This window comes from Alteromonas aquimaris, assembly GCF_026183695.1.
GTDB classification, from domain to species: domain Bacteria; phylum Pseudomonadota; class Gammaproteobacteria; order Enterobacterales; family Alteromonadaceae; genus Alteromonas; species Alteromonas aquimaris.
Window position 1 is genome coordinate 463,698 of the sequence record NZ_JAPFRD010000005.1, and the last position, 20,983, is coordinate 484,680.

Consider the following 20,983-nt stretch of genomic DNA (forward strand, 5'->3'; position numbering starts at 1 on the left):
ACACTGCCCCACCATAAAGGTAATCCTGATTTGGTATTTATTGTTTTATTGACCACAATCAGATCCATACAATTTTATTAAGTGGAATTAATAATAGCTAATGCATAACACCCTTATTGTAACCGACGATATCGCGCTTTTTTCTGATACTGATATACCAGTAATGAGTTTTGATGATTACCTGGCAGATTTCCCTAAATTGAACGAACCCAAAACACGGGTGATTAATCTTTGCGATACTAATAAATATCTCAGTCAGGGTTACTATTGTTCGTTGTTAGCGCAAGCACGTAGTCACCGGGTATTGCCAAGCGTGAATACGATCAATGACCTGCGTTTGGATCCGACAGGGAAAGGAGCAGTACGTATTTCATTGCCAGAAAAATTCGTAATGCCAGAGAAGGTGTCGCTACCCACTACATTTTATGTGTTTTTCGGACGTTCAAATGCGCGACATTTTAAGGAAATTGCAACTAAAGCCTTCAATCAATACCCGTGTCCAATATTGCAGTTGACCTTACACCTTGCGCAAGAGTCCGAGTCGAACGCAAAGTCTAATGTCAAACACCACAACATTGGCTTTGTTGAGTGCGAAGCAATTGGTTTAAGCCAACTTCCACAGGAATTGCAGAGTGATTGTATTGAGGAGCTGCGCACCTATACAACGAGACAATGGCAGGACGTACGTAAAGGAAAACACATGCGTTGGGATATGGCCATACTGGTAAATCCTGATGAGCCGACGCCACCCAGCGACGAAAAGGCGCTGAAAAATTTCGTGAAAGCCGCTGAAAAAGTGGGTTTTCATGCGCAAATCGTTAATCACTTAACACCGCAGGATTTAGGGCATTTTGATGCCTTGTTCATCCGCGAAACCACCGCTATTGACCATCACACCTACCGCTTGGCTCGAAGTGCTGAAAGAGAGGGGCTGGTGGTTATTGATGACACAGAATCCATTCTACGGTGTTGCAACAAGGTATTTCTTCAAGATGCATTTACCTATCAAAAAGTGCCTGCTCCCCGCAGTGAATTGATTTCTGAAGTAAACGACGAAATATGTAATAAGCTAATCGAAGATTTAGGTATGCCACTGGTTTTGAAATTGCCAGAAAGCTCGTTTAGCCGGGGCGTCTATAAGGTGGAAGAACCACGGGATCTTAGCGCCAAATTAAAAGAGATGCTGGCGGGGTCAGCGCTGGTCTTGGTGCAAGAGTACGTTTTCACCGAATTCGACTGGCGAATTGGTATGTTAGGCGGTAAACCAATTTATGCATGCAAATATTTTATGGCGCGAAATCATTGGCAAATTTATCACCATAAAGGTGATACAGTGAGTTCTGGTGGCTTCACCACTATGCCCACGTTTGAAGTGCCAAAACCGGTTATTCAAGCTGCGATAAAAGCCGCTAAAGTAGTGGGTAATGGTTTATATGGCGTTGATATCAAACAATCGGGAAACAAGGTTTATGTCATTGAGGTGAATGATAATCCAAGTATAGATGCCGGTGTTGAAGATGATTATCTGGGCAAAGAGCTTTACCAGTTAATTATGCAGGAATTTGCCAACCGTTTAGAGCAAAGAGGTCGATGAGCAATATCGATAAGGGTGAGGTGAGGCTACGTCAGGCTACGCTGGATGATTTAAAAAAGCTGGTGGAGATAGAGCATCGCTGTTTTGATAATGACAGATTGAGCGAACGCAGGATCCGTTATTACATCAATGCCAGCCACGCAAGCTTATTGGTGGCTGAAATCAATGCTGAGGTCATGGCGTACGCACTGCTATTGTTACGGCAAGGGACTCAGTTGAGCCGGCTTTATTCAATTGCCGTGCTGCCGGAAGCGCGGGGGAACAAGTTAGCGGAAAAGTTGATTACCGAATTGGAACAGTTTGCGTTAAGCCGTGGTAAGCATTTTATGCGTCTTGAAGTATCAGAAAATAATGCTGCAGCGATCACGGTGTATGAGCGTCTGGGATTCAAGCGATTTGGCATCTACTCAGATTATTACGAAGATCACAGTAATGCAGTGCGTATGCAAAAAGTATTGCGTTTTTCACATAAAGCGAAAGTGCAAGATGTCTATCCCTGGTACCAACAGACAACAGAATTTACCTGTGGCCCAGCAGCATTAATGATGGCGATGAAAAAGCTTTCACCGGATTTTGCCATGCGCCAGCAAACTGAGTTGGACTTGTGGCGACGGGCCACAACAATTTACATGACATCTGGTCACGGTGGATGTCACCCCATAGGATTAGCTCTCGCTGCCCACGAACAGGGTTATTCAGCCGAGGTTTGGTTAAATCAGGGATTACCTTTATTTGTTGAAGGGGTACGCAACCAACATAAAAAAGACATTATCACGCTGGTTGAACACCATTTCGAGAAACAGGCTCAAGAAACCAACGTGCCGGTAAAACAATTCAACTGGGGAATTACTGATTTAGAGACCGCGTTTAAAGCTGGGGCCGCAATAGTGTGCCTAGTCAGCACATACCCTTTTGCAAAGCTCAAAGCCCCACATTGGGTCGCTGTCACCCATGTTGATGACAAATGCTTTTACCTGCATGACTCAGACCCGACCACCTACGAGAGTCATTTTCTGGAATTTCAGCACATTCCAGTAGCGCGCGAAGATTTTCTTCGTTTCACCTGCTATGGCAAACGTAAGATCCGCTCGGCCTTGGTGTTGTATCCGCCCGGTAAGTAAACCGTCTGCAACATTTCGTTAAGACATCGCAGCGGCATTAGCCACATTCGCTCAGCCTGCATTATGATTAATGCGCTGAGCGATTTCTTGATATCTTTGACTCAAACTTCTTAAAGGATGCTACCAGTTGCGCGAGATCAACAGAGTTCCCTTTATAAGTCTCTGGCTTGGTGGTTTGACGCCCTTTCACTGCTTGATTCACAGTGTTAGATGCATCAAAACTTGATGTCATCTCCAACAATCCTGTCCATTCTTTTTTTAATGAACTAGGAATGCAATGGCGCTTAGCAAAAATCTTGTCCCTGATTTGCAACACTTGTCCAATCAATAACATATTTTTATTAAACATCGCTACTACCTTTATAACCCATACCCTTACTAAAAATCCTTTTAAATCAAGCTTTCCGATATTGAGTGTAGATCACAAAACTTATTTAAAAGGTGCACTGTTCAATAGATAGGTAGCAATTCTGATACCCGAATGTAAAAAACTATGGAATCTTGCGAAAAGTTAATGTTGTAACTGACTCATTTATTTTGATTTATAACCACGTTAGAAAACTACGAAAACCGCGTTGCATAGCTTGTTATTCAAGTGTTTTCCATAAACTGAGGATGTAGTTTTTTCGCAAAATTGTAGAGTTTGGTGTAGAAGTGAAATGGTTGTTTACCTGTTCATTTTCGATAGAAACGTATGTAATTGCCCTCCCATCCGGGTTATTCAGGTTTCTGCCGAAGGGTGATACTTCACATTGTGTCGCCATTGTCTGACCCTCACGGCCGTCCAATAGGGAGCCCAAACAATGATGTTAATTAAAATTGCCGTAATAAGACTAAACACAATTGACTCTGGAGATAACGGAATAGAAGGCTGAAAGTTATCCAATACCCGTTTTAACGTGTCATTTTGCGCAGGGGATAGCATGTACCATGCTTGTTCAAAGTAGTGACCTTGATTTAAAACAGTCAGGCCTTCGTCAAGTTGCTCCAGCATAGCGATGGTTTGATATTTATGTTGTGTATCCTCTCTAATCACCGCATTACTATTGTTTTTAAGATCGGCCAACATGGCCTCTAGTGTGGAATAACCGTGACGGGCGGATAACTTTCTGTACTGCTCGACTTGCGTTGATGTCGCATCATAGTAGCCGGTCAGGTACTGACGGTAATGATCAGCCAGAATGGGCACTTGCAACGCTATCAAAAGCAGCGTTGCAAATAATATTTTATCCAGCACTCTGACAATTAGCGTCATTCTATTTCATAGCCTTACAGGGAGTTTGCGTATGTATAAATAGCATCTGTGAGCGTTTGAAGTTCATTGGCTTCGATAATATACGGTGGCATTATGTAAATTAGTTTGCCAAACGGTCTAATCCACGCGCCATTTTGAATAAATGATTTTTGTGCTGCCGCCACATTCACTGGCTGCTTCATTTCAACCACACCAATTGCACCTAAAATTCTCACCTCTTCCACACTTTGCAAATCAGCGCACCGAGAAAGGGAACGAGTGAGCTGTTGCTGAATGGATTGAACCTGGGATTGCCAATGTCCCTCATTGATCAGCGACAAACTTGCTCCTGCCACGGCACAGGCGAGCGGGTTACCCATATAAGTAGGCCCATGCATGAATACACCGGGTTCTCCCTGGCAAATGCCCTGAGCTACATCTTCACTGCACAAGGTCGCGGCCAAGGTCATGTATCCACCTGTAAGTGCTTTTCCCACGCACATGATATCAGGCGAAATATCCGCCCATTCACAGGCGAACAATTTGCCTGTGCGGCCAAATCCGGTTGCAATTTCATCACATATCAGCAAGGCATCATACTTATCACACAATTGGCGGGCCCGTTTAAGGTATTCCGGGTGATAGATGCGCATCCCGCCGGCACCCTGCACGACAGGCTCTAAAATAAGGGCGGCAATTTCGTGATGATGATTGCTAAACAGCTCTTCCAGCGGAAGAATATCATCTTCACTAAAGGTATGCCCAAAACGGGTTTGGGGAGCAGGGGCGAACAATTGTTTGGTTAGCATATTGGTAAACAAACTGTGCATGCCATTTACCGGATCGCATACCGACATTGCGGCGAAGGTATCACCATGATAACCATTACGCGGACTGACAATGCGATGCTTATCACTGCGACCTTGGCAAGCCCAGTACTGTAACGCCATTTTAATTGCCACTTCCACCGACACAGAACCGGAGTCGGCTAAAAACACCCGCTCCAATCCAGCAGGCACCATTTCGAGTAAGGTTTTACACAAGTGTATTGCAGGCTCATGCGTTAACCCGCCAAACATTACGTGAGAATACCGGTCAATTTGTGTTTTAGCCGCGTGGTTCAAGGTCGGGTTATTGTAGCCATGTATAGCAGACCACCAACTGGCCATCCCATCAACCACTGAATGACCCCCGGCGAGTTCAAGTTTCACCCCTTTTGCTGAGATGACTTCATAGCAAGGAAGTGGATTAATCGCCGACGTATAGGGGTGCCATATATGGCGCTTATCAAATTCAATGTTGTTCATTAATTGTTCGTTGGTAAAGGTTTTAAAATGGTCAGAGTTGACAACTCCAAAAGTACGCATAGACTAAGCCAGCATTAACCATTAGTAAAGGATCGCTCATGAGCGCAGCACCTCTGCCTTCATCCACAGACTCTATCCGCCACAACTGGACGCGCCAGGAAGTACAGCAACTTTTTTCATTGCCCTTTAATGATTTGTTATTTCAGGCCCAGTTGGTTCACCGCCAGCACTTTAATCCAAATGAAGTACAAGTAAGTACCCTTTTGTCGATTAAAACCGGAGCGTGTCCTGAGGATTGCAAGTATTGCCCACAAAGTGCGCGCTATGATACCGGCCTTGAAAAAGAGCGCTTGCTGGAAATTGAGAAAGTTATTGAGCGAGCCAGAGAAGCTAAAGCGGCGGGGTCAACCCGATTCTGTATGGGCGCTGCGTGGCGTAATCCTAAAGAACGAGACATGCCATATGTCACCAAAATGGTGGCAGAAGTTAAAAAGCTAGGCTTAGAAACCTGTATGACACTTGGCATGTTGTCTCAAGACCAGGCTGTTGCGCTTAAACAGGCGGGGTTGGACTATTACAATCATAATCTGGACACGTCACCTGAATACTACGGAGATATCATTACAACTCGCACCTACGAGGACCGTTTGAATACCCTTCAAAATGTGCGTGATGCCGGAATGAACGTGTGCTCGGGTGGCATCGTAGGAATGGGTGAAAGCGCTGAAGATCGCGCCAGCCTGTTGATGCAGTTAGCAAATTTACCTGAGCATCCGCAGAGTGTGCCAATTAATATGCTGGTGAAGGTAAAAGGAACGCCGCTTGACAATGTGGATGACCTGGAGCCTTTCGAATTTATTCGAACAATTGCAGTAGCCCGCATCATGATGCCTAAATCTCATGTCCGACTGTCAGCAGGCCGAGAAAATATGAACGAACAGATGCAGGCTATGTGTTTTATGGCCGGCGCCAATTCGATTTTTTATGGTTGTAAACTGCTAACAACCTCGAATCCTGAGACCCATGAAGATGTCATGTTGTTTAAAAAGCTGGGTATCAATACCGAACGCAGTAGAAATTATTCAGATGAAGCTTATGAACAAGCGCTAACCGAGCAAATTGCCAACCATAGCCCTGACAGTGAACTGTTCTATGATGCGACGAAAAAACCTCAGGCGGCGCACGCGGAGGGATAATGAGCCTAGCGTTTATGCAAACTGCGCTGGCGGAAAAGGCTAGGGATGGCTATTTGCGCAGCCGCCAATGTGTGGAGTATGAACAAGAGGGTGTTATTTGCATCAATGGCAAACACTTTCTTAATTTTTCCAGCAATGATTATCTTGGGATGCGCCAGCACCCTGACGTTCTTCAGGCGTGGGTAGAAGGGCTGGCGAAATATGGCGGTGGTGCGGGAGCGTCCCCGCTGGTGACTGGTTATACACGCGCGCATGCTGAAGTGGAAGCTTATGTGGCAAGCATGCTAAATAGGGACGCGGTAATTTTGTTTAACTCTGGTTTTGCCGCCAACCAGGCACTGTGTCAGGCACTGTTTTCCCAACCAGGCACCATCTTCGCTGACAAACTGATGCATGCTTCTGCCATAGATGGTGCCAGGCATTCAGATGCAACGATCAAACGGTTTAAGCACAATGACGTGCAGCATTTAAAGACGTTGTTAGACAAATCCTCTAGCGATAAAAACCTTATTATGTCTGAAGGTGTGTTTAGCATGGATGGGGATGTTGCGCCCATACATGATCTCATTGGATTAAGTGAGCAGTCACAGGCCACCCTGATGCTGGATGATGCACATGGATTTGGCGTGTTAGGAGAGCAGGGAGGGGGAACGGTTGACGCTTTGTCGCTTTCTCAGGAAAAAGTACCCGTCCTGATGGCTACGTTTGGTAAAGCGATAGGAACCGCTGGTGCGTTTGTGGCGGGGAGCCAAACCTTAATTGACTATTTAATTAACTTTGCTCGCCATTATATTTACAGCACAGCGATGCCATCGGCCCAGGCAGTGGCAACGTTACAATCACTTAAGCTGTTAAGCAAGAATGACTCGCGTTCTGTATTAGTAGAAAACATCCGTTATTTTAGGCAACAGGCCAGTGCTCAGGGGATCCCTTTGACTGCTTCTGAGACTGCCATCCAACCAATTATTATTGGTCATCCGGTCAAAGCAGTTGCTATTGCCGAGCGCCTGCAATCATTAGGTGTTTGGGTAACAGCAATACGCTATCCCACGGTTCCCAAACATCAGGATAGATTGCGAGTGACTTTATCAGCACAGCACAGCCTCCAAGATATTCAGGCACTGGTTGATGCGCTACATATTGTTCTGGGGGAGCAGGAATGTCTATCTTGATAAAGCCTGAGAGTACCGATTTAGCGAAGAGAAACGCTCGGATTGCCAGAGGGTTTTCACTCGCTGCCGGCAGTTATGACGATTATGCGGATGTGCAAGAAAACATTGCCAACACAGCCCTCTCTTTGATAAAGCAGACGCGTTACGTCCACGCCCTGGATATCGGTTGTGGTACAGGACGTCATACGTCTCATTTAAAAGGTTTTAGCAAGCAGGTAACCGGTATCGATTTGGCTGCAGGGATGGTGGCCCATGCGCAGCAACGTTACCCGGAAATTACCTTTATCGAAGGCATGGCAGAAAAACTGCCCGTGGGATCAAATAGCGTGGATTTAGTATTTTCCTCGATGGCATTGCAGTGGTGTCTAAGCCCTTTGCAGGTGCTAAAAGAAATTTTTAAGGTAATGACAGCGAACGGGTGCGCCTCCTTGGCCATTATGGTGGACGGCTCTTTTGCTGAACTCGCCCACGCCAGGAAGCTAGCTGGCCAACCTAGAGCCAATAACCCTCTGTTGCCCGCTTCCATGTGGTGCGAAGCAGCGCAATCAGCTGGGTTTCGCACAATGCGAACAAGCATTAAAGAATATTGTGTTTACTTCCGTCATATTCTTCCTCTTCTGCAATCCATAAAGCATGTAGGGGCTGGCACCTTGGTAGATGGAACTTCAGCCAATCAGTTTAAGTTTTCGCGACGCGATTTAAATCGCTTAAATTTGGCTTATCAGAAGGAGACCACGGCAGATGGTAGCCTCCCATTGACCTATCGGGTCTGTCATTTGACATTGGAAAAATAATTATGCAGCAGTATTTCATCACCGGCACCGACACCGAGGTGGGGAAGACCTATGTTAGCGAATATCTTCTTAGAGCCGCAGCTAAGGTGGGGCTTAAAACGCTTGCTTATAAGCCGGTCTCAGCCGGCTGTGAGCGTGTCGGCGATGCGTTAGTTAATGAAGATGCACTAAAGTTGCAACGGGCCGCGACCGTCGCGCTACCGATTTCTCAAGTTAATCCCATCGCGTTTGCCCCCCCCATAGCGCCACACATTGCTGCTAACCTGGAAAATACAACCATAGATATCGACGCTATAGATGGGGGCCTTAAACTTCTTCAACAACACCAGCCTGACCTGCTGTTAGTGGAAGGAGCCGGTGGATGGCGTTTGCCCATTGGCCAGGGCGGCTTTCTATCTGATGTGGTGAAGCAATGGCGGATGGACGTGATAATTGTGGTTGGCATGCGTTTAGGTTGCTTAAATCACGCTTTACTCACGGCCGAAGCGGTTCGGGCTGATGGCCTGAATATCAAGGGGTGGATAGCAAATCAACTGTCTGCGGATATGCCCAACTACCAACAAAATATTCAGACACTGGAATCACTATTGAAGGCTCCGAAGCTAGCCGAAATCCCTTTTTCACAGCCAAACCACATAGAGACCTTAAACGACTTAGCGAAGATATTCAGTTAGATTCTCACCTGCTTCGATTGGCTTTTTATCTTTTCCTAAAAAGACAAAACCGCCGTTTTCACCCACTAACGTCAGTTCGCCTTTGGACAAGCGTAGGGCTGTACCTTCCCGGATCGCTAACACAGGAATAGTGGGATGTAATCGAGTGAACTCTTGCAGGCGATCATCTCGTGTTTCCCCATTGTGTCCCGGCGGGTGATAATCGGTATAGTGGGGATTTATCTGACAAGGCAAGATGTTCAGTGCATTAAAGGAATGCGGCTCGATAATCGGCATATCGTTGGTGGTGCGGATAGTGGCGCCGCAAATATTTGATCCTGCACTCCAGCCTATATAAGGTGTGCCGTCAGCAATCACCTGGCGCAGCGGTTCAACCATCCCGTAGTGATAAAGTGTAGCAAGCAAATGAAAAGTATTGCCTCCTCCTACCGCAATGGCTTGAGAGTTAGCATTCGCCTCTAGCAGCGCACGCAAGGGATCCTCAAATGTATGTAACCCCCTAATCTTGCATTCGGGTAAAGCTTCTTGCACTTTTTCCGTGTATTCATCCCACTCTATCGAGACGCCCGCATACGGTATGAACAGAATCTCGCGCCTGGTGCCCAAATGTGACAGAATAGGTTGCTTGGCATGTTCAAGGTAATTTTCGGTTCCTGCGCGGGAACTGCTGAGCATTAATACATGTGAAGTCATAATCGACCTTTAATCTGCTGGTACGTTATATTATGTACCGCATTTTAGGCGTCATCGCGTTAAGATACAAAGATTTAAAAATGGAAGGTTATATGCAGCATAAACCTGCAGTTTTGTTTGTCTGCCTGGGAAACATATGCCGCTCTCCCACAGCAGAAGCGGTTTTCAGACACAAAGTTAAGCAAAGTGCTCTTAATATTGAAATTGATTCTGCAGGCACGCATGGCTATCACATTGGTAGTCCACCGGATAAGCGTTCTCAAGCTGTAGCAGAGATGCGTGGTTATGATTTTTCCGGATTAAAATGCAGAAAAGTTCAAGATGATGACTTTGAGCGGTTTGATTATATTCTTGCGATGGATCATAGTAATCTCAGCAATTTAAAAGACATGAGCGATGAGAAGTATCACGACAAAATCAGACTGTTTCTGGATTTTGCCGACGATCCTCATACTGAAGTACCCGATCCCTATTACGGCGGAAAAAGAGGCTTTGAACTGGTGCTGGACTTAATAGAAAGCGCCAGCGATGGATTAATTGCACATCTAAAGCAGCAATGAGTCGATATTCATGCCTGCTGTATGTATTGAGCTCTTTGCTGATTACAGTGGCAGGTATAATTGCGCTACATGACTGGCAAAGTTATGCTGAGCCTGCATTACGCTGGCATATTCTGATCACGCTCCAATTCCCCCTAATTCTAAATGCGCTTTTGGTTGGGGCAACGCTGGCAATAAGCGGTGGTACATTACAGGTGGCCCTGCGAAATCCCTTGGCCGACCCTGGTATTATTGGTATTACAAGCGGCGCCAGCCTATGTGCTGCGGGACTAATGCTATTACCCTTTACATTTCCAATTCCTATGCAATATCTACTGCCAATAGGTTGTTTTATTGGTGCACTGCTGTCGACATGGTTGATTTTCAAAATCTCAAAACGACTGCGCAACGCTGCCTCGGCGGTTATTTTAGCCGGTATTGCTATCTCAACCCTGGCAGGAGCTATTATTGGCTGGTTGTATCTAATTGCTGATGCAGGAGCTATGCGTAATCTTACCTTTTGGATCATGGGCAGCCTGCATCAATCTGACTGGGTTTTGCTCGCGGTAAGTGGGCCGATAATGTTACTGAGCATTGGTTTACAACTTTATTATGCCAAACAATTAAATTTCCTTTATGCGGGAGAATTGGCAACAGCCGCAGCAGGTGTGCATCCGCAAGCGCTTATCAATCGATGCTTGTTTGTTTCCGCCATTGGTGTGGGAGCAGCTGTTTCCGTGTCTGGTTCGATCGCCTTTATTGGTCTGTTAGTGCCACATGTGATGCGCTATGTGATAGGCCATGACAATCAAAAATTACTCCCAGCGACGGCGCTAACCGGCGCCTTAATTTTGCTGCTGGTGGCAGCGGTAAGTGAGCTCGCTACGGTCATCACCTTACCTGTTTCTATGGTAACCGCCACAATTGGAGGGCCTATGTTGCTGGCGGTACTTTATCGAGGCAGGTGGCGAACGTGAGCTCTCTTTCCTTAGTAAACGTTTCGGTGGGAGCGCGTCTGTCGCAAATCTCAGCAAAGGTAGCGAAAGGCACTTCGGTGCATCTGTTAGGAGAGAATGGAGCCGGCAAGTCTAGCTTGCTGCAGCTCATTGCCGGACTCCTTTGCGCTGATTCTGGCGACGTGGTTTATCAAGGCCAAATGTTGAAAGATATCCCCCTTGCTCAACTCGCCACGCTGCGTTGTTTTCACCAGCAGAGCGTACAACCTGTATTTGATCTGCCTGTTAACGAGTATCTGGGTTTTTATTTACAAAATTACAGGGATCTTCCTTCGCCACTTGAACATGTCTTTGAGCTGTACCATCTTCTCAATAAAAAAATCACTACCCTTTCGGGAGGAGAGTTGCAGCGGGTGGAGCTTTGTCGCTCACTTATTCAGGTCTGGCCAGCCATAGGAGCAGGGGAAGCCTTACTTGTATTGGATGAGCCATTACAAGCGTTGGATATTCGTCACCAACTTGCTTTTTTGGAATATTCACGTCAATTAGTTGACCAAGGTAACACGTTGGTATGTAGTTCTCATCATATTGCCCAAAGTGCACGTTATGCCGATAAAATCTGGTGCATTCAAGCAGGAAAATTAATCGCGCAAGGCGGTGCTGAAGATATTATTACGCCCCATATACTTAAGCGGACTTATCAATGCCATTTTGATGTAAAAAGACACGCAAATACGTGGCAAATCGACGCGCTAGGGGCTTCTGATCCCCCTTAAGTGTGGTAAGCTTCTGGAGAATAAGGCAAGTATCGCCATAAAAATAATAACAATCACCCTGCCTACTATAAGTACATGCATAAAACTAAGCGGTTTGTTCGGTTACGTGTTCGTTCAGCACTGTGAATTGCTTAGTTGAAAAGTTAAGGAGATAAAGTGAGTCAGTGGCGTCCGGATAGTTGGAGGAATAAGCCTATTCTTCAACAACCTGTGTATGAAGACCAGCAACAGCTGGCAGCGGTTGAGAGCAAACTGAGTAAATATCCCCCATTGGTATTTGCCGAAGAAACGCGAGAGCTATATCGTCAGCTTGGTGAAGTGAGTCAGGGTAAAGGCTTTTTATTACAGGGTGGGGACTGCGCAGAATCCTTTTCTGAATTTAATGCACCTAAAATTCGCGATACCTTTAAGGTATTGCTGCAAATGGCGATTGTCTTAACCTTTGCCGGTCGTTGTCCCGTAACGAAAGTGACGCGAATGGCAGGTCAGTACGCCAAACCGCGCTCTGCAGATTTGGAAACCCTGGACGGGGTCAGTCTGCCCAGTTATCGCGGGGACATCATCAATAGTTTTGAGTTTACCGAAGCCGCTCGCCGCCCAGACCCGAACCGAATGCTTGAAGCTTATCACCACAGTGCGGCAACACTGAATTTGCTACGGGCGTTTGCGCAGGGTGGCTTAGCTGACTTGCACCAGGTTAGCCGCTGGAATATGGCATTTGTTGAAAACAACCCGCTCAAAGAGCGCTATCATGATATGGCGACGCGTATTCACGATACGCTCGCGTTTATGGACGTCATCGGTATCAATTCTACGACCAGCGCCACCCTGCATGAGACTTCTTTGTTTACTTCTCATGAAGCATTATTACTCAATTATGAACAGGCACTTACCCGTATTGATACGTTGTCAGGCAAGCCCTATAACTGCTCTGCGCATATGTTGTGGATAGGGGAGCGAACGCGTCAGCTCGATCATGCTCATATCGAATTTTTTCGCGGTCTGCACAATCCGATTGGAGTGAAAGTCGGCCCTTCCATGCAGGAAGATGAATTAATGAAATTGATAGACACGCTGAATCCTGCAAATGATCCTGGTCGGTTAACCTTTATCACTCGCATGGGCGCTAATACGTTAGCTGAAAATTTACCGCGCTTACTACGTCGGGTTAAAGCGGAAGGCCGGCATGTGGTGTGGAGTTCTGACCCGATGCATGGCAATACATTTAAAGCGTCCAGTGGCTACAAAACCCGTAATTTTGATGCGATTTTGAGTGAAATTAAGCAATTCTTCGCCGCACACGATGCCGAGGGGACCCATGCCGGGGGGATCCACTTAGAGATGACAGGTCAACATGTGACTGAGTGCACCGGGGGGGCGTATCAAATCAGTGATGACGATTTAAAACAAGCGTATAAAACGCAATGTGACCCACGCTTAAATGCCGACCAGGTGCTGGAGATGGCCTTTTTGGTGGCCGATCATCTGCGTCAAAGCTAAATAGCTTCTGATACTTAACTTAATTCGCTGGTGATATAATGCGCCAGCACTTTTTCTCTTTCATTCTCAGTCAAGATACCGCTAAATATTGTGCGCCTTCGCAATTGGGCCATGCGTTGCTCGTTGCTTAATATTAGTTCACGGAATATCGTGGGGTTGGAATAGGCCGCTAATATGCTTTCCCACAATAAAGCACTACCATAACTGAGCAGGCCCATTTCTTTATATCGCTCAAGGTTGTTTTGCAATATCTCACATAATTCAGGTCTGGCTACCACTTTGTCAACCATCGCTTTATGCAATGCAAGTATCTGGCGGTCAATAACGACTTGTTGTTGGCGCTTAGGTCTCAAAATACAAATCCATACACGTTGTAAAGTTAACTGTATGAGTATACAGTCTGTGATGGTGGCCGACAATGGGTGGATCTGGTAAAGCGATCTGCACTATCTGCTGACCGTATGTTCTGAAGTATGGAAAGCATTGGCTGGCAGGCTTGCGCAACAAAGCACAGTGGTATGCCTAATTTTCGTTCGAGCGCGGACAGTTTACAAAACGATATAAACCTATCAAGGTAAGCACTATTATCCTTGGTGACCGTAAAAGTAAAATCAGATTTATTGCGTAAGGAGTGATACATGAGGAAAGTGGTAGGCGAGTTTGAGGTGGAATTAAAACCCATTGAACCCACATTCATGGCGGATGATGATAATACAGTCAATCGCATGACAATTAACAAATCTTATAAAGGCAATTTATCCGCTTCAGGTAAAGGCGAAATGCTAAGTCTCCTTACACCCGTAAAAGGCTCAGCTGGCTATGTTGCGTTGGAAATTATTAAGGGCTCGCTTGAGGGGAAAAAGGGCGCGTTTGTGGTGCAACATAGCGGAATAATGGGCCCTTCAGGTGAAGCGTTGCACATTCCAATCATTCCAAATTCAGGCTCCGGAGAATTATCTGGTATTGTCGGCTCCATGAATATTAAAGTGGATAACGGCAAACATTATTATGAATTGGAGTACGGATTGCAGGATGAAGACTAGTATTTCTTAATACTTATCATTTTGCCGAATAAACCCACAGTCCTATGAAATTGACATATCAATCAATGGCCTGACGGTTTTTTCCAACCCGTTTAACTTGATTTCATAAATGAGGGCGAGCTGTTCCCCCAGTTTACCTTCAGGAAAACCTTGCTGGTGGAACCAGACAAGGTAAGGCTCAGGTAGATGGATAAGTTTTCTGCCTGCATATTTCCCAAACGGCATTATTTGATTGATCGCTTCTTGTAAAGGATCAATGAGATGTTTCCTTCAGTTGTGCTTGCCACAGTTTCGCATATCGACCATTGTTTATGAGCAGTTGGCTATGTGTACCTTGCTCTACAATTTCACCCTGATGTAAAACAATTATACGATCTGCGTCAACGATAGTGGATAATCGATGCGCAATAATTAAAGTGCTAGCGTTCTGTGCTACCTGATTAATGGCTTCCATTACCCGTTTTTCAGAGTGGGTGTCTAATGAAGACGTCGCTTCATCGAATAACAAAAAAGGTGGGTTCTTTAACAATACTCTGGCAATCGCGATGCGCTGTTTTTCACCGCCAGACACTTTTAAGCCTCGTTCTCCTACCTTGGTGTTTTCTTTTTCTGGTAACGACTCTACAAACGACAAAAGTTGCGCTTGCCTAATTGCATGCCAGATTTCTTCATCGCATGCAGTGGGATTTCCATACTTAACGTTCTCCCAAATGGAATCATTAAAGAGCACCGTATCTTGCGGCACTACCCCGAATGCCTCGCGTAAAGATTGCTGACTCACATCACGAATATCTGTATTGTCAACAAAGATAGTACCATTACTAACGTCGTAAAATCTGAATAACAATTTGACTAACGTCGATTTACCCGCGCCACTTTCTCCAACCACAGCAACTTTTTGTCCTGGTTCGATCGAAAAACTGACGTTTTGCAAAATGAGGCGTTTTTCGTCGTAGCCAAAACTTACCTGACTAAACGTTAATTTTCTGTTTTGAATTGAAAGTGCTGGGGCATGGGGGCGGTCTTCGATGCTGGAACGCTTTTCTAATATCGTAAATAGATTATTAATATTAGCGATAGCCCCTCTAATTTCCCGATACACGAAACCGAGAAAGTTTAGTGGCGTGAAAATTTGCATAGTAAAAGCGTTGATCAATACAAAATCGCCGATGGTCATTTTCTGTGCCGCCACATCAAAAGCCGCCATCGCTAACATGGCTGTCATGGCAACGGCGATAATGAGAGCTTGCCCACCATTTAGTGCAAACAGCGATAATCGGTTTTTTCGTCGGGCTGTTTCCCAGTGCGCCAGTGAACTGTCGTAATGCGCGCATTCATAGGCTTCATTGTTGAAATACTTCACCGTCTCATAGTTCAATAAACTGTCAATAGCCCGGGAATTGGATGCTGAATCGGCCTGATTCATTTCGTTAACAAAATGGGTGCGCCAGTTCGTAGCCACTATCGAAAATGCGACGTAGATAAGGACTGATAATAGAATCACCACCGCATAATTGGCTCCATACTGACTTAATAGCAGCCCGGCGACGATAAAAATTTCGATAAACGTAGGCACAATGTTGAAAACTAAAAAGCGCATCAAAAAACTGACGCCACTACTGCCTCGTTCAATATCCCGGGCCAGCCCACCTGTTTGTCGGTTAAGGTGATAATGTAAATCTAAAGCGTGGAGATGACGAAAAACTGCCAAACCTAGTCTACGCATAGCCCGTTCAGTGACGCGGCCAAAAAGCGTATCACGTATCTCTGAAAGTAACACATTGAGCAAGCGTAAGGCCCCATAAGCCACCACTAGCGCGGCAACGACCGCAATTGCTATTTCCGCAGCAGACGGCGCATTTAACGAATCCACGGTAAATTTCAATATATAGGGTAGGCCAATGGTAGCGATCTTTGCTCCAATCAGACATACCAAAGCCAAGCCAATTCGACCCTTAAACTCGAGAAGATAGGGGAGCAACATGGGAAAAACTTGCCAGCGAATAGGGGTGTTGGGAGAAGTGGGGAATCGGCTCGAACGCATAATTGAAATAGTAAAGCGGCATTTAATTGAGCGATATCCTATCATCAATAATAGGTTTTAGTGTGGGCAATACGAAATTTATGGCATGTTAATACCTCTGATATAACGTAAATTGTTTTCCGGACCAGTTATGGTTGAAAGATCCGCTTAGCAGACAGGTCATTGTTAGCGCCTTTCGATCATCAAGAATTGTCTTTTGCAAAGGTAATTTTATCTTTCTTAAGACAGCGGTCCACCAGTGTTAATTTTCTTTTCTACTTACGAAACAAGCACCTTGGTAACATCTGCCGTCCAACCAGCCCTGTAGAAGTTGAGTGACGGGCGAAGAGCCGACTCTACATCCAGCGTTATCCTAATTTATCGAAGTTTGCGCGCGCACCTACGTATGTGAAAAGTCGTTTTACCAACCCACGCAGCAAGATTAATTCAGCAGGCTGCTGCTTAGACCAGGGCAGGGGGGCATGCAAGTGAATGTGAACAGTGATTGTTTAGAGCCTGCTCCGTCCACTGCTGTTATCGCAAAAACCAAGGTGAATGGTTTATCCGCAGGTGTGTTTAACGCCCTCGAACTGCCATGGCGGTTAAAATTAATGCGGTATGGTTTGCAGGATATACCACAGGACGGTCAAAGCGTTTCTTAACGAGGATGAAGAATACGCCTGTGTGCTTTATTGATCTTATGGAGACGTGTAACCACCAACTAGCCTTGAGGGAGCATTATTACTCGGCTCAATCAATGCTGATAGTTGCGAAAAATCGAGGCTCCGAAATTCCACATTGCCTGATATAGGACGCGCCACACAGTGTTGACACTCGGAGCAGCCTGACCGGCTAAATTTCAAATTTTCTTTCAGTAAAGATTTCTGTCAATATTGTAATCGTCTGTGCGTGTGCGCAGTAGGTAGATTACATTTATGCTTGTTCAGTGGCGCTGTTATCGTACTTTGAAATTTTCTTATAAACAGAGACATTCAATGGGTAGAATATTTTCTTGACGAAAACGCGTTTTGAACCTGTAACACGAGCCTGAAACCGACGCGACCAGACCCTTTGCTATGATTGGCGGATAAAAAAGGATTCATAACAATGCAAATTGAAGACAGCAAAAGACTTACCTTTTCGTTTGTGACGGAAGCTGATGCTGACTTTTTGTGGGAAGTCGATCAGGATCAGGCGGTTATGAAGTATATCAATGGCGGAAAACCAACTACGCGGGAGGAAATTGAAGGTGTCTTTTTACCCCGTTTACAAGCCTATGCCAATTTGCCTCTGGGATGGGGGATTTGGCGAGTATCCATAAAAGAAACTCAGCAGGACATCGGCTGGGTACTGGTTCGGCCAATGGGTTTTTTCACCGCCACAGCAGACCCTGAGAATTTGGAATTAGGATGGCGTTTTAAGCGCGAATATTGGGGAAATGGTTTTGCTACTGAAGCTGCTCAGTCAGTTAGAGATTCGCTCACAGAGTTTGGTATTAGTCAGTTTTCAGCGTTGGCAAATCCTAATAACCATGCATCCATTGCCATAATGAAGAAACTCGGCATGACATATAGTCACACGTTTCATTATCAGGATGAACTTTTCGATGAAGAAGTGGTGGTTTATACCCAAAAAATTAATAGTTTTGCCACTACTTAGGTTTGACCATAGCGATTTGCGTCTAGAATTAACTCGGTGTTGCGAAGAATAACAATTTTTAATGTTATAAAGAGAATGTCCTACCGGGGCGTTTTCGAATCCTATGACGAAGACTCGTGAGAAACGAATCGTTAAAGCAGGAAATTTTTTCAGTACTTGGCCCGTAAACAGATAAAGCGAATTATCACATGCGGCAATGGTTGTATTTGGTGGAAAAAATTTCTACGCAATTAATCATCAAGCAACCAATGGCTTAACGCATGACGACTAGTTTATCGTAACTGGTTGTTAATCAGTCGAACACCTCCTTGATAAAGGGAGGCTTAATCAATGTAAATCAGCCAGAATGTTCTTTATTCTCTGATACCTTTGTTCTTGCTCTTGGCTTAGCGTTCCCATCTCGATGGTTTTCATGCAGCGATGAATAATGGTATCGGCCTTGCCATTTATAATTCTGTCTTTTTCCCTTAATTCCATCGCAGTGGCTTGAAGTAAGTTCAGTGCAATCGACGGATTCTTAGGCATGATGGTGAAAGCCTGGCGGAAGGTTTTCAAGGCGGTGGCTAAATCGCCGCGTTTATATTTAATCACGGCAAAATTATTGAGGTCTTTTGGACTATGCGTAATTTCAGTCTTTTCGGTTTTTTCCTGCTGTACATATTGTAGGAATAATTCACTTTGTTGAGGGTCGTCCTGGCAACGTTTTTCTATTACATCCAGAATTTTTAGAGCGTGTTCCTGTAGCCCGACTTCATGAAACGCTTTGGCTTTATCCAGAAGCGCTTCATTATTTTCTTTTTCCCAACTGTCATCACAGAGTTGATGTAACAATGCTTTCGCATTATCTTTCTCATCACGTAAATACATAATTCGAGCGTCAATGACCTTGACTTGGTCGTCTACATCAGCTTTCGGAAAATTGCTTTTCATTTGCCGCAGAGAATCGGTGGCTTGTTTTATTAGCTGACTTGTCTGTTTATCTTCCGCGGTCATCGCAAAATCAATACTTGCGCGCGCTACGTTCAAATAAATTTCTGGCTTATCATGAATAGAGTTTTTAGCGAATTTTACAATGCGTTTAGCCGCTTCGTACTGTGCTTGATAATCGTGCGTGATACGAGATAAATCCAGGGCGGTTTCATGACGTTTAATATTACGGGGTGATATATCTGCCGCCATGGAGACGCTTTCCAGCGCATCTTCAAATTCGTGCAATTTAATTTGTAAGCCTGTCAGTAAATCATAAGCCATTAAGGTGGCATCAGGTGATAAAGCTAGTTCTAAAATTAGTTTCTCTGCATCGTTATCCTGATCAAGCATTATAAATGTTTTGATTAATCCAATCTGTGCCCAGGTAAAATTCTGGACATTGATAATGGCCTGATAAAAATCTTTGGCTTGTTCAATTAATCCGCATGCAAGTAATGTTTCACCCTTTAATTTGAGCGCAAGAGGGAAAAATTCAGCATGTTTTGGCTCAGTTAAAAAGGCTTCAATTTCCTCCAATGCCTGTTCTTGCTTGTCTTCTTCCATTGCCTGATAGATAGGCTTTAAGACTTGCTTTCGTTTTAAAACTCGATTCAGACGCTTGTCTAAATCTCCAATCGTAAAAGGCTTGGCAAGAAATTCGTCAGGTTGTAACTCTACAATTGAGTGGACAATTTCAGCTGAGGTATCAGCACTGATAAATACAAATGCAGTGGTGGCTGGAAGTTCTTTATTATCCTTAAGCTGTTCGTAAAGGAAATACCCTTCACGCTCTTCTTTTAAATCATAAGCGCAGATTACCAAATCGTAATAATGACTTCGCAAAGCTGTAACGGCTTGTGAAGACTTTTCAACATAATCGATATGTTGAAATCCAAGTTGTTCCAAAGAGTATTTTAAATACCCTTTGGCAAGCACCTGATCATCAATGATCAAAACTCGCATTTTCTCAGCCAGTTTATGATTCATATTATTCCTAACTTACGATTTGCGTAGATACCTATCATATCGACGATTGAAAAATATTGATAAGTAATTTTTATTTAAAGAAAAAATCAAAAGTAAAAATTAATTTAAACCTTAAATTGGCAAGATGTCATCATAAATGACCTAAATTCTGTTATTAAAGGTTACGATGTCATGAAAACATGTTGTGAAATGTTTTATCACTGGTTGCGACAACCTTAATATGTATGGGTTTCTCCTGCTAAGCATGAGTTTTACACACACATCAAAAATTTGATTTGGAATTCTATTAATTGAGATCAGCGTGATTATTGAATACTAGGATTAAGACTTTGAGATATAACTGACTTGAGAAGGAGTGGTGGACGTCTGCTGTGGCTCGCAACGACGTTGTTGAACCATTGACCCCTGCCAGTTAAGCATGAGTTTTACACACATATCAAAGGTTGATTTGGAATTCTATTAATTGAGAGCAGCGCGATTTTTGAACAGTTGGATTAAGAATTTGAGATAAAACTTATTTGAGAAGGAGTGGTGGACGTCTGCTGTGGCTCGCAACGACGTTGTTGAACCATTGACCCCTGCCAGTTAAGCATGAGTTTTACACACATATCAAAGGTTGATTTGGAATTCTATTAATTGAGAGCAGCGCGATTTTTGAACAGTTGGATTAAGAATTTGAGATAAAACTTATTTGAGAAGGAGTGGTGGACGTCTGCTGTGGCTCGCAACGACGTTGTTGAACCATT

Annotated in this window: 21 protein-coding genes; 13 read left to right on the forward strand and 8 right to left on the reverse strand. The window is 44.6% G+C overall.

Translation table 11 applies throughout. The annotated features are described in order from the left end of the window. The first annotated feature begins 100 nt into the window (after positions 1 to 100). A complete protein-coding gene (locus OPS25_RS05095) occupies positions 101 to 1,594 on the forward strand; it encodes a RimK family protein (RefSeq protein WP_265616562.1) in 1,494 nt (497 codons plus the stop codon). After that, positions 1,591 to 2,715 carry a GNAT family N-acetyltransferase/peptidase C39 family protein gene (locus OPS25_RS05100; protein WP_265616563.1) on the forward strand — a complete coding sequence of 375 codons (1,125 nt, stop codon included), beginning with the start codon at positions 1,591 to 1,593 and terminating at the stop codon, positions 2,713 to 2,715. Before OPS25_RS05095 ends, OPS25_RS05100 begins: the two co-directional genes overlap by 4 nt. Before the next feature lie 67 nt (positions 2,716 to 2,782). On the opposite strand, the gene OPS25_RS05105 is transcribed toward OPS25_RS05100, so the two are convergent. The 3 genes from OPS25_RS05105 to bioA form a co-directional block, all read right to left on the reverse strand. Further along, positions 2,783 to 3,064 (reverse strand): hypothetical protein, encoded by a 282-nt coding sequence (locus tag OPS25_RS05105; protein ID WP_265616564.1) that lies wholly within the window; start codon positions 3,062 to 3,064, stop codon positions 2,783 to 2,785. A 372-nt stretch (positions 3,065 to 3,436) separates the two neighbouring features. Then, positions 3,437 to 3,970, reverse strand: a complete 534-nt coding sequence (locus OPS25_RS05110; RefSeq protein ID WP_265616565.1) for a DUF2937 family protein — start codon at positions 3,968 to 3,970, stop codon at positions 3,437 to 3,439. 14 nt (positions 3,971 to 3,984) lie between these two features. Beyond that, complete coding sequence (bioA, locus tag OPS25_RS05115; RefSeq protein ID WP_407080217.1) at positions 3,985 to 5,256, reverse strand: adenosylmethionine--8-amino-7-oxononanoate transaminase; 1,272 nt, start codon at positions 5,254 to 5,256, stop codon at positions 3,985 to 3,987. A gap of 98 nt (positions 5,257 to 5,354) precedes the next feature. Between bioA and bioB the strand changes: the two genes are divergently transcribed. Genes bioB through bioD form a run of 4 tightly spaced genes read left to right on the forward strand, consistent with a single transcriptional unit; the run spans position 5,355 to position 9,092 of the window. After that, the gene (gene bioB, locus OPS25_RS05120) at positions 5,355 to 6,452 is read left to right on the forward strand and encodes a biotin synthase BioB (RefSeq protein WP_265616567.1); all 1,098 of its coding nucleotides are present in this window, start codon (positions 5,355 to 5,357) and stop codon (positions 6,450 to 6,452) included. Continuing rightward, positions 6,452 to 7,624 (forward strand): 8-amino-7-oxononanoate synthase, encoded by a 1,173-nt coding sequence (gene bioF, locus OPS25_RS05125; protein ID WP_265616568.1) that lies wholly within the window; start codon positions 6,452 to 6,454, stop codon positions 7,622 to 7,624. Before bioB ends, bioF begins: the two co-directional genes overlap by 1 nt. Next, on the forward strand, positions 7,612 to 8,418 hold the full coding sequence (locus OPS25_RS05130; protein ID WP_265616569.1) for a methyltransferase domain-containing protein: 807 nt from the start codon (positions 7,612 to 7,614) through the stop codon (positions 8,416 to 8,418). The genes bioF and OPS25_RS05130 overlap by 13 nt, the downstream gene beginning before the upstream one ends. Positions 8,419 to 8,420: 2 nt before the next feature. Next, entirely contained in the window at positions 8,421 to 9,092 is a 672-nt protein-coding gene (gene bioD / locus OPS25_RS05135; protein WP_265616570.1) for a dethiobiotin synthase, read from the forward strand. Here bioD and pepE read toward each other — a convergent pair. Next, positions 9,072 to 9,785 (reverse strand): dipeptidase PepE, encoded by a 714-nt coding sequence (pepE, locus tag OPS25_RS05140; RefSeq protein WP_265616571.1) that lies wholly within the window; start codon positions 9,783 to 9,785, stop codon positions 9,072 to 9,074. The two genes, bioD and pepE, sit on opposite strands and share 21 nt — an antisense overlap. An 80-nt stretch (positions 9,786 to 9,865) precedes the next feature. Between pepE and OPS25_RS05145 the strand changes: the two genes are divergently transcribed. The 4 genes from OPS25_RS05145 (at position 9,866) to OPS25_RS05160 (ending at position 13,556) form a co-directional block, all read left to right on the forward strand. Then, positions 9,866 to 10,345: a low molecular weight protein-tyrosine-phosphatase gene (locus tag OPS25_RS05145; RefSeq protein ID WP_407080211.1), complete on the forward strand. Its 480-nt coding sequence runs from the start codon at positions 9,866 to 9,868 to the stop codon at positions 10,343 to 10,345. Continuing rightward, positions 10,342 to 11,301, forward strand: a complete 960-nt coding sequence (locus OPS25_RS05150) for a FecCD family ABC transporter permease (RefSeq protein WP_265616572.1) — start codon at positions 10,342 to 10,344, stop codon at positions 11,299 to 11,301. The genes OPS25_RS05145 and OPS25_RS05150 overlap by 4 nt, the downstream gene beginning before the upstream one ends. Next, entirely contained in the window at positions 11,298 to 12,056 is a 759-nt protein-coding gene (locus OPS25_RS05155) for an ATP-binding cassette domain-containing protein (protein ID WP_265616573.1), read from the forward strand. The genes OPS25_RS05150 and OPS25_RS05155 overlap by 4 nt, the downstream gene beginning before the upstream one ends. 156 nt (positions 12,057 to 12,212) lie before the next feature. Beyond that, positions 12,213 to 13,556, forward strand: coding sequence for a class II 3-deoxy-7-phosphoheptulonate synthase (locus OPS25_RS05160; RefSeq protein ID WP_265616574.1), 1,344 nt, complete (start codon positions 12,213 to 12,215; stop codon positions 13,554 to 13,556). Positions 13,557 to 13,570: 14 nt separating this feature from the next. Here the strand turns inward: OPS25_RS05160 and OPS25_RS05165 are convergent, their stop codons facing one another. Beyond that, complete coding sequence (locus OPS25_RS05165) at positions 13,571 to 13,909, reverse strand: hypothetical protein (RefSeq protein ID WP_265616575.1); 339 nt, start codon at positions 13,907 to 13,909, stop codon at positions 13,571 to 13,573. Between the two features lie 285 nt (positions 13,910 to 14,194). Between OPS25_RS05165 and OPS25_RS05170 the strand changes: the two genes are divergently transcribed. Continuing rightward, positions 14,195 to 14,599 carry a DUF3224 domain-containing protein gene (locus OPS25_RS05170; protein WP_265616576.1) on the forward strand — a complete coding sequence of 135 codons (405 nt, stop codon included), beginning with the start codon at positions 14,195 to 14,197 and terminating at the stop codon, positions 14,597 to 14,599. A 42-nt stretch (positions 14,600 to 14,641) separates the two neighbouring features. Here the strand turns inward: OPS25_RS05170 and OPS25_RS05175 are convergent, their stop codons facing one another. Continuing rightward, positions 14,642 to 14,857: a DUF3820 family protein gene (locus tag OPS25_RS05175; protein ID WP_265616670.1), complete on the reverse strand. Its 216-nt coding sequence runs from the start codon at positions 14,855 to 14,857 to the stop codon at positions 14,642 to 14,644. Next, positions 14,853 to 16,643: an ABCB family ABC transporter ATP-binding protein/permease gene (locus tag OPS25_RS05180; protein ID WP_265616577.1), complete on the reverse strand. Its 1,791-nt coding sequence runs from the start codon at positions 16,641 to 16,643 to the stop codon at positions 14,853 to 14,855. The genes OPS25_RS05175 and OPS25_RS05180 overlap by 5 nt, the downstream gene beginning before the upstream one ends. Before the next feature lie 467 nt (positions 16,644 to 17,110). Here OPS25_RS05180 and OPS25_RS05185 point away from each other — a divergent pair, with 467 nt between their 5' ends. Together OPS25_RS05185 and OPS25_RS05190 are read left to right on the forward strand one after the other, a co-directional pair. Next, positions 17,111 to 17,284 carry a hypothetical protein gene (locus OPS25_RS05185; RefSeq protein WP_265616578.1) on the forward strand — a complete coding sequence of 58 codons (174 nt, stop codon included), beginning with the start codon at positions 17,111 to 17,113 and terminating at the stop codon, positions 17,282 to 17,284. Between the two features lie 445 nt (positions 17,285 to 17,729). Next, positions 17,730 to 18,281, forward strand: coding sequence for a GNAT family N-acetyltransferase (locus OPS25_RS05190; protein WP_265616579.1), 552 nt, complete (start codon positions 17,730 to 17,732; stop codon positions 18,279 to 18,281). Between the two features lie 327 nt (positions 18,282 to 18,608). Here the strand turns inward: OPS25_RS05190 and OPS25_RS05195 are convergent, their stop codons facing one another. Beyond that, positions 18,609 to 20,237, reverse strand: a complete 1,629-nt coding sequence (locus OPS25_RS05195; RefSeq protein WP_265616580.1) for a response regulator — start codon at positions 20,235 to 20,237, stop codon at positions 18,609 to 18,611. Positions 20,238 to 20,983 lie beyond the last annotated feature (746 nt).

Excerpts from the sequence above, each read along its gene's own strand:
- OPS25_RS05095 (WP_265616562.1), top strand. The coding sequence starts at position 101 with ATGCATAACACCCTTATTGTAACCGACGATATCGCGCTTTTTTCTGAT.
- OPS25_RS05100 (WP_265616563.1), top strand. The coding sequence starts at position 1,591 with ATGAGCAATATCGATAAGGGTGAGGTGAGGCTACGTCAGGCTACGCTG.
- OPS25_RS05105 (WP_265616564.1), bottom strand. The coding sequence starts at position 3,064 with ATGTTTAATAAAAATATGTTATTGATTGGACAAGTGTTGCAAATCAGG.
- OPS25_RS05110 (WP_265616565.1), bottom strand. The coding sequence starts at position 3,970 with ATGACGCTAATTGTCAGAGTGCTGGATAAAATATTATTTGCAACGCTG.
- bioA (WP_407080217.1), bottom strand. The coding sequence starts at position 5,256 with ATGAACAACATTGAATTTGATAAGCGCCATATATGGCACCCCTATACG.
- bioB (WP_265616567.1), top strand. The coding sequence starts at position 5,355 with ATGAGCGCAGCACCTCTGCCTTCATCCACAGACTCTATCCGCCACAAC.
- bioF (WP_265616568.1), top strand. The coding sequence starts at position 6,452 with ATGAGCCTAGCGTTTATGCAAACTGCGCTGGCGGAAAAGGCTAGGGAT.
- OPS25_RS05130 (WP_265616569.1), top strand. The coding sequence starts at position 7,612 with ATGTCTATCTTGATAAAGCCTGAGAGTACCGATTTAGCGAAGAGAAAC.
- bioD (WP_265616570.1), top strand. The coding sequence starts at position 8,421 with ATGCAGCAGTATTTCATCACCGGCACCGACACCGAGGTGGGGAAGACC.
- pepE (WP_265616571.1), bottom strand. The coding sequence starts at position 9,785 with ATGACTTCACATGTATTAATGCTCAGCAGTTCCCGCGCAGGAACCGAA.
- OPS25_RS05145 (WP_407080211.1), top strand. The coding sequence starts at position 9,866 with ATGGAAGGTTATATGCAGCATAAACCTGCAGTTTTGTTTGTCTGCCTG.
- OPS25_RS05150 (WP_265616572.1), top strand. The coding sequence starts at position 10,342 with ATGAGTCGATATTCATGCCTGCTGTATGTATTGAGCTCTTTGCTGATT.
- OPS25_RS05170 (WP_265616576.1), top strand. The coding sequence starts at position 14,195 with ATGAGGAAAGTGGTAGGCGAGTTTGAGGTGGAATTAAAACCCATTGAA.
- OPS25_RS05180 (WP_265616577.1), bottom strand. The coding sequence starts at position 16,643 with ATGCGTTCGAGCCGATTCCCCACTTCTCCCAACACCCCTATTCGCTGG.
- OPS25_RS05190 (WP_265616579.1), top strand. The coding sequence starts at position 17,730 with ATGCAAATTGAAGACAGCAAAAGACTTACCTTTTCGTTTGTGACGGAA.
- OPS25_RS05195 (WP_265616580.1), bottom strand. The coding sequence starts at position 20,237 with ATGAATCATAAACTGGCTGAGAAAATGCGAGTTTTGATCATTGATGAT.